The organism is Herminiimonas sp. (genome assembly GCF_030645555.1).
Classification (GTDB): domain Bacteria; phylum Pseudomonadota; class Gammaproteobacteria; order Burkholderiales; family Burkholderiaceae_D; genus Oxalicibacterium.
Window position 1 is genome coordinate 1 of sequence record NZ_JAUSME010000262.1, and the last position, 7,803, is coordinate 7,803.

7 protein-coding genes and 1 pseudogene are annotated in these 7,803 nt (G+C 55.3%); 2 read left to right on the forward strand and 6 right to left on the reverse strand.

The window, feature by feature from the left end:
- Positions 1–262 precede the first annotated feature (262 nt).
- Positions 263–847, forward strand: a complete 585-nt coding sequence (locus Q7T06_RS10200) for a phasin family protein (protein ID WP_304784273.1) — start codon at positions 263–265, stop codon at positions 845–847.
- A gap of 115 nt (positions 848–962) precedes the next feature.
- Entirely contained in the window at positions 963–1,559 is a 597-nt protein-coding gene (locus Q7T06_RS10205) for a TIGR00730 family Rossman fold protein (protein ID WP_304784275.1), read from the forward strand.
- Positions 1,560–1,575: 16 nt separating this feature from the next.
- On the opposite strand, the pseudogene Q7T06_RS10210 reads toward Q7T06_RS10205, so the two are convergent.
- The 6 genes and pseudogenes from Q7T06_RS10210 to Q7T06_RS10235 all read right to left on the reverse strand — a co-directional run.
- A pseudogene (locus tag Q7T06_RS10210) lies at positions 1,576–2,820 on the reverse strand (cystathionine gamma-synthase family protein).
- Positions 2,821–2,899: 79 nt separating this feature from the next.
- Entirely contained in the window at positions 2,900–4,417 is a 1,518-nt protein-coding gene (gene purF / locus Q7T06_RS10215) for an amidophosphoribosyltransferase (RefSeq protein WP_304784276.1), read from the reverse strand.
- A gap of 67 nt (positions 4,418–4,484) precedes the next feature.
- A complete protein-coding gene (locus Q7T06_RS10220) occupies positions 4,485–4,973 on the reverse strand; it encodes a CvpA family protein (protein ID WP_304784277.1) in 489 nt (162 codons plus the stop codon).
- Positions 4,974–5,001: 28 nt separating this feature from the next.
- Entirely contained in the window at positions 5,002–5,853 is an 852-nt protein-coding gene (locus tag Q7T06_RS10225; protein ID WP_304784278.1) for an SPOR domain-containing protein, read from the reverse strand.
- A 20-nt stretch (positions 5,854–5,873) separates the two neighbouring features.
- A complete protein-coding gene (folC, locus tag Q7T06_RS10230; RefSeq protein ID WP_304784279.1) occupies positions 5,874–7,175 on the reverse strand; it encodes a bifunctional tetrahydrofolate synthase/dihydrofolate synthase in 1,302 nt (433 codons plus the stop codon).
- 98 nt (positions 7,176–7,273) lie between these two features.
- On the reverse strand, positions 7,274–7,803 hold a 530-nt coding region (locus Q7T06_RS10235), incomplete at its 5' end, for an acetyl-CoA carboxylase carboxyltransferase subunit beta (RefSeq protein WP_304784280.1).

Here is a 7,803-nt window from a genome sequence, read left to right on the forward strand (position 1 = left end):
ATGACCGGATCGCCGGCACCAAGCTGATAGAGATCAGCAAGCCCAGGTAAAACAGACGCTGCTCTTGCCGACCTCTGCGCCACGAGCTATCACTCCGTCCTTTAAACTGAACGCACACTGCAAGCCGGTGAAACTGCGCGCGCAAGCAATGCACATGCGCGCAGCTTATTGCCACTATAATTGATTGCAATTCCGGCATCTACACATGATGGATGTGCATGCCAGACATGACATTTTTGTTCAACCGATACGGAGAAGTCAGATGGCCAAGAAACTGAAAAAAACAGCAAAGTCAGGCGACAAGCAATTAACCGGCGCCGTGCAGGCTTCGGCGCAGCAAATATGGCAAGCCGGCCTCGATGCCTTTGAGAAGACACAGCAAGAAGGCAGCAAGGTTCTTTCCAAACTGGCGGAGGAAGGGTCCAGCTTGCAGAAGCGCACCCGGAAGATCGCCGAAGAAAAGGCTGCCGATGTTTCAGATGGCTTCATCAAGATCAGCAACAGCGTCGGCAAACAGGCATCCGATTCCTGGGGAAAGCTCGAGCAATTGGTAGAACAAGCCGTCACGCGCTCACTGAGCAATCTGGGCTTGTCCACGCAAAAAGAATTGCTGGCGCTGCACAAGCGCATCGATGATTTGGTCGGCTCACCGGGCAAATCCGTCGCCAAAAAATCGCCGGCAAAAAAAACAGTAAAAAAAGCAACGGCAAAAAAAGCAGCGACAAAAACTGTAGTGCCAGCCAAGAAAGCCGTCGCCAAAAAGACTGCCGCCAAGCCGGTGTCCAAGAAAAAAACGCCGGCAAAAAAAGCTACTACACGCAGCACAGCAGCAAAAACTTCCCGCTAGACATACAGGCGATGCCAACGCATCGCCTGCTGGATTTCCCATGAGTCGCGCCAGGGTTTATGCCATGCATGAGCCCTCTTTTTTGCACTAAATTCCCATCTTGGCTACATCAATCATGAAATCCCTTTGCGTCTATTGCGGCTCTTCCTTCGGCATCAAACCAGTCTATGCAGACGCGGCACGCGCATTGGCCAGGGAAATGGTGGGGCAAGATATTACGCTGGTGTATGGCGGCGGCAACGTCGGCTTGATGGGTGTGATCGCCAATGAAGTGCTGCGCCTCGGTGGCGAGGCGACCGGCGTGATCCCGCAAGCCTTGCTGGACAAGGAAGTCGGACACAGCCAGTTGACGCATCTGCATGTAGTCAGGGACATGCATGAACGCAAGGCCATGATGGCGCAATTATCGGATGGATTCATCGCGATGCCGGGCGGCATAGGCACGCTGGAAGAACTGTTTGAAGTGCTGACCTGGTCGCAGCTCGGCTTTCATGAAAAACCGATAGGCGTATTGAACGTGGATGGCTTCTACGATGGCTTGATCAGCTTTGTGCACAACCTGGTGACGCAAGGTTTCTTGAAGCCGAATCAAGCCACCTTGATGATGCATGAAACCAGCCCGGCAGGCTTGCTGCACAGGCTGCAGACTTTCATCCCGCAGCCTGGCACCAAGGTACTCGATGCGCTGGCCGCTAAAACACTGCTGCCTTGAACGTACTTAAGCTCGCTTAAGCTGCATCCAGCGCCTGGCGGAAATCTTCCACCAGATCGACCGTATCTTCAATACCGATCGAAACTCGTATCAGCGACTCCGCTATCCCCATGCTGGCGCGACGCTCAGGACCCATCTCGTAAAAAATAGTGTGCGCAACCGGAATGACCAGCGTGCGTGTATCGCCGAGATTGCTGGCTGACACACCCAGCTACCGCCGATTCAGGTAATCGAAGCAATCTATCCCATCCTTCAACTCAAAGCTGAACAGGCTGCCATAGGAGCGGAACAGTTCGGTAGAAATCGCATGCTGTGGATGCGATTTCAAGCCCGGGTAATAAACCGCCGCTACGCGTTCATCGGCTTCCAGCATCTGCGCCACCGCAAGCGCATTTGCGCATTCGCGATCAAGCCGCAAGGCCATGGTTTCGGAGCCGACCGCAAGATGATGCGCAGCCTCCGGGCCGAGCGAAGCGCCAAAATCGCGCAAGGCCTTGGCGCGAATCTGCGCGATGCCCCACTGTGCAACAGGAAAACGTTTGTAGGTATCAAAAATATTGGGGAAACGCGACCAGTCGTACAGCCCGGTATCGGTCAGGCTGCCGCCCAGTGCATTGCCATGGCCGCCTATCGATTTGGTCAAGGCATTGATCACGATGCTGGCACCGACCGCCTTCGGACGGAACAGATAAGGCGAGGTCATCGTGTTATCGACGATATACACAATACCGCGCTCTGCGCACAGCTTGCCTATGCGCGCCAGATCGGCAACCTGGGTGCGCGGATTGGCGATGGTTTCCACAAAGACGATGCGGGTTGCCGGCGTGATCGCCGCTTCGACATTCCGGACATCGGTTGCATCGACCAGCGCGATGTCCACGCCCTGCCCGCCCACGGTTTGCCACAGGCTGTTGGTATTGCCAAACAGGAAAGCAGATGAGACGACATGATCGCCTTCACGCAGCAAGGCTTGCACCACGGCCGCAATTGCCGCCATACCGGTGGCAAAGCAGATCGTCGCGTAGCCATCCTCCATCTTGTTGACTTTATCTTCCAGCGCGGCCACGGTAGGGTTGCCCTGGCGGCCGTAGCGATAACCGGCTTGCTTGCCCTGGAATACCGACGCGAGTTCGCGCGCATCGTTATAGCCGAAGGTCACCGAAGTATGTATCGGTTTGTGCAACGAACCATGCTCGATCGCTTTTTGACGGTCGCTGTGCAGGATGGTGGTGGTAAAGCCGTATTTTTTGGAGTCAGTCATCATGTTGGCCAAGAAAAAATGCCTGCATGCACACAGGCGTGCGCAAACAGGCATCAATACACGTTATGCAGCAAAGTGATTAATCTACCTGTGCCAGATTCAAGTTCAATTGCGAACGGATAGAATCGTCAACTTCCGGCTTCGGATTGTTGCGTGCAAATTCTATGCGGTCCAGATAATCGCGCGAAATGTCGCCAGTCACATAGATGCCGTCAAAACAGGATGCTTCCAGGCTCTTCAAGGCTGGATTGACATCTGAAATCGAGCGTTTCAATGATTCGATATCCTGATAGATCAAGGCATCGGCGGTAATTTCACGGCACACTTCTTCATCCGTGCGGCCGTAAGCAATCAATTCCGCGCGCGTCGGCATGTCGATGCCGTACACGTTGGGGAATTTTACCGGTGGCGCAGCCGAGGCAAAGAACACTTTCTTTGCGCCAGCTTCGCGTGCCATTTGCACGATCTCGCGGCTGGTGGTGCCACGCACGATCGAGTCATCGACCAGCAATACATTCTTGCCCTTGAACTCGGAACCGATCGCATTGAGTTTTTGACGCACCGATTTGCTGCGTATCGCCTGCCCCGGCATCAGGAAGGTACGGCCGATATAACGGTTCTTGATGAAGCCTTCGCGATACTCGATGTTGAGTTTGTGCGCCAGTTCCATCGCCGACGGACGCGAGGAATCCGGGATAGGCATCACCACATCGATGTCGCCCAGTGAAATTTCGCGCTTGACCTTTTCAGCCAGATATTCGCCCATTTTCAGGCGCGTCGCATACACCGATGCGCCATCAATGATCGAATCCGGGCGGGCAAAATAGACGAACTCAAACGCGCAGGGATTGAGCGTTGGGTTCTCTGCACATTGCTGGTTGTAGAGTTTGCCGTCGATGTCGATGAAAATCGCTTCACCCGGCAAGACATCGCGCAGGAAGCGGAATCCCAGGCCTTCCAGCGCCACCGATTCGCTGGCGACCAGATACTCGGTGCCCTGCTCGGTTTCATTGAAGCCTATGCACAATGGGCGTATGCCGAACGGATCGCGGAAAGCCAGCAAGCCGTAACCGGCAATCTGCGCCGTCACTGCATACGAGCCGCGCACCCGCTTGTGCACCATCGCTACCGCCTTGAAAATCGCTGCCGGGTCGAGCGAATAACCGCTGGTCGCCTGCTGGATTTCATGCGCCAGCACATTCAACAGCACTTCCGAATCGGACGTGGTGTTGATATGCCGTCTGTCGTTCTTGAACATCTCTATCTTGAGCTGTTCCCAGTTCGTCAGATTGCCGTTATGCGCCATGATGATGCCGAATGGCGCATTGACATAGAAGGGTTGCGCTTCTTCCGCGCTGGATGAGCCAGCCGTCGGATAACGAACCTGGCCGACACCGGAGTTGCCGAACAGCGAACGCATATTGCGGGTGCGGAAGACATCCCGCACCAGACCATTGGCCTTGTGCATGCTGAAGGTAGTACCGTTATCGGTTGCGATACCGGCTGCATCCTGACCGCGGTGCTGCAACAGCAGCAACGCATCATAAATTAATTGATTTACAGGGTTGTGAGAAACGACGCCAACTATGCCACACATGGTGGACTCCTCAACTAGAACAAATTAAAACTGCGAATGAGAACTTACTGGCAAAACTTGCCACGAATCAAAATTTGATATGCTGCGCAAAATCACCCGGCAGCAAAGGTGCAACTGTACGTGCTGCCGTTTCGGCCAGCGGGCTGAACAAAGCCTCGGTCCAGAAAGCCTGCTGCGGGATCGCCGTCATTCCGCATACCAGCACGGCTGCCAGCACGATCACCAAACCGCGCGCCATGCCAAACAAACCACCCAGACCGCGATCTGCCATCGTCAAGCCACTGGCCTTGATGGCAGCATCCAGCGCCATCATCAACAAGCCCATCAGGATGCGTACACCGATGAACAAGGCGATGAATGCGACGATCAGACGCGTCGTATTGCCCGGCACCATATCCGGCAGCAGCTGTGCCAGCGGTTCGCCATACACATTGGCGACCACCAGGGCCACTATCCAGCTCAGCAAGGATAAAATTTCCTTGACCAGGCCGCGCAAGGTACTGATGACGATCGAACAGATCAATACAAATAAAACCAGGTAATCAAAAATCGTCACTATCGATTTTCTTTAAAATCCATCAACTTCATGCCGGTATCAGTTTTGCCGTCAGACCGATCTTGTCCAACTTGGCGCGCGCCTTCTCGGCTTCGGCTGCATTGGCAAACGGACCTATGCGCACGCGTATGCGCTCACCGGATTCGGTCGCCACTTTTTGCGTATACGACTTCAGGCCTGCACCCTGCAATTTCTTTTGCAACTCATTGACCTTGTCCTGCGATGCCAGCGCCGCGACTTGCAGCACCAGCTTGCCGGAAACCTTGGGCGCAGCGGCAGGATTTGCCTTCCCTTCCAGTATCGCCTTGGCGCGGACCGCGTCACCGGCATGCTCAGGCTTGGCTGTTGCTGGAGCGGCTAATGCTGCTTTAGCTGCCGCTGCCTTGGCTTCTGGCGAGTCCGCTTTCACGACAGGTGACTGCGACTTTTTCTCGGGCTCGGTGGCCTTTACTTCGGCTTTTGTTTCTATCTTTGTTTCAGCTTTTGGCGTTACCGGTTCCAGCACTTCCTCTTCAGGATTGAGCGACGCCGCCACTGTCGATTGACTGGCCTTTTGCACAACAGCTGATTTGCCTGCTGGCGCTGAAGTTTCTTTGGATGGGATTTGAATATTGATATCGTCGCCCAAAGGTTTGGGCTCGGAATCGAGAATCATCGGCAAACCGATGACAGCGGCCAATACCAGCGCAATGGCGCCAACCAGGCGCCGGCGCGCACGTTTCTTTTCTGGCAATACAGGATCGACCGCTGCTTCGCGCTTGTTACCCTGCTTGCGATTGCTGCGCGCATTGGGTTTTTCTTCATCGGCCTGCGAATAAAAATCGCTATTGCCAACCGAGGATTCCTGCTTATTTTTACGAAGAAACGAGAACAAGCCCATACGATATAGTGTGAAATTCGTCAGTGATGTTCGGAGTTACGGAATTCCATCACGCCGGCGACGGTGAGGAATGATCCGAAAACCGTAATTCTATCATTCTCGCCCGCCCGGCTCATGGCATTTGCAAAAGCATCTGCCGGCGTAGCGAAGGTCTGGATGCTGCGTTCAGTCTCGGCGACCGGCGGCAAGCCAGCATAGGCAGCGAGCAGCTTGTGCTTGATATCGGCCGCTGTCGCCGCGCGCGGCAAGGGCAAGTCCGTCACACACCAGTGATCGACGCGCCCTTGCAGCTGCGCGATGACACCATCTATGTCCTTGTCCTGCATCGCACCGAAAACCGCATAGGTATAGGGATGAAAGCCCATATTATCGAGATTCTGCGCCAGCGTGGCTGCGGCATGCGGATTGTGCGCCACATCAAGTATGATCGTCGGCTTGCCCGGCAAGACTTGAAAACGCCCCGGCAAATCGACCAGCGCCAGACCGGTACGCACTTCCTGCGCCCCCACCGGCAGGCGCAGGCGCAAGGCTTCCAGCGCCGCCAGCACGCCAGAGGCATTCAACAGCTGGTTGGCGCCGCGCAGGCTGGGATAAGCGAGCGAATTACGGCGGCGACCGCGACCACTGAAATTCCATTGCTGCTTGTCGCCCGAGTAATTGAAATCGCGGTTGAACAACCATAAATCCGCACCTATCTTTTCTGCATGTTCGACCAGCGATGCCGGCGGCACCGGATCGCCGCAAATCGCGGTTTTGCCGGCGCGGAAAATACCGGCTTTTTCGAAACCGATTTTCTCGCGCGTATCGCCCAGATATTCTGTGTGGTCGATATCGACGCTGGTGACGATCGCCACATCGGCGTCGAGTACATTGACTGCATCCAGGCGCCCGCCCAGGCCCACTTCAAAAATCACTGCATCGAGTTTGGCGTCGGCAAACAGCTGCATCGCCGCCAGCGTGGTGAATTCGAAATACGATAACGATACATCTGCACGCAGAGCATCGAGCTTGTCGAAGGCAGCGACCAGTTCGGCATCGCTGGCAGATTGCCCATTGATGCGCATGCGCTCATTGAAATGCAATAGATGCGGCGACGTATAGAGGCCGACCCGATAACCGGCGCGCAGCAGGATGGCTTCCAGCATCGCGCAGGTAGAACCCTTGCCATTGGTGCCGCCCACGATGATGACCGGGCAGGCAAATTCGAGCGCCATCGCATCCTTGACCTGACGCACCCTGTCGAGCCCCATGTCGATGGCTTTCGGATGCATCGTTTCAAGGCGGGCGAGCCAGTCAGCTAAGGTCGTGGGATGATTTTCCATGCGAATTCATCGTGGTGAGTAACAGTATGTGGCGGCGTATCGCCAAATAAAAAGCCCGAACCTTGTACGGTTCGGGCTTGTATGAACAGGCTGTGCTGTTAAGCGAGAACTTCCACCGCCTGGTTTTGCAGCAATGCCAGCAGGCGGGCGATTTCTTCGCGCATTTTGCGGCGATCGACAATCATGTCGACTGCGCCTTTTTGCACGAGGAATTCGGCGCGCTGGAAACCTTCCGGCAATTTTTCGCGCACGGTGTTTTCAATCACGCGCGGGCCGGCAAAGCCGATCAAGGCCTTGGGTTCGGCGATCACGACATCGCCCATGAAGGCGAACGATGCGGAGACGCCGCCCATGGTCGGATCGGTCAATACCGAGATGAAAGGCAATTTCTTTTCAGACAGTTTGGTCAGCATGGACGTGGTTTTCGCCATCTGCATCAGCGACAGCAAGCCTTCCTGCATGCGCGCACCGCCGGTGGCAGTGATGCAGATGAATGGCACCTTTTGCTCCAGCGCAGTTTGCGCACCGCGCACGAAGCGCTCGCCAACCACTGAGCCCATGGAACCGCCCATGAATTCAAACTCGAAGCAGGCAACGACGACCGGCAGGCTCATGATGGAGCCGCCCA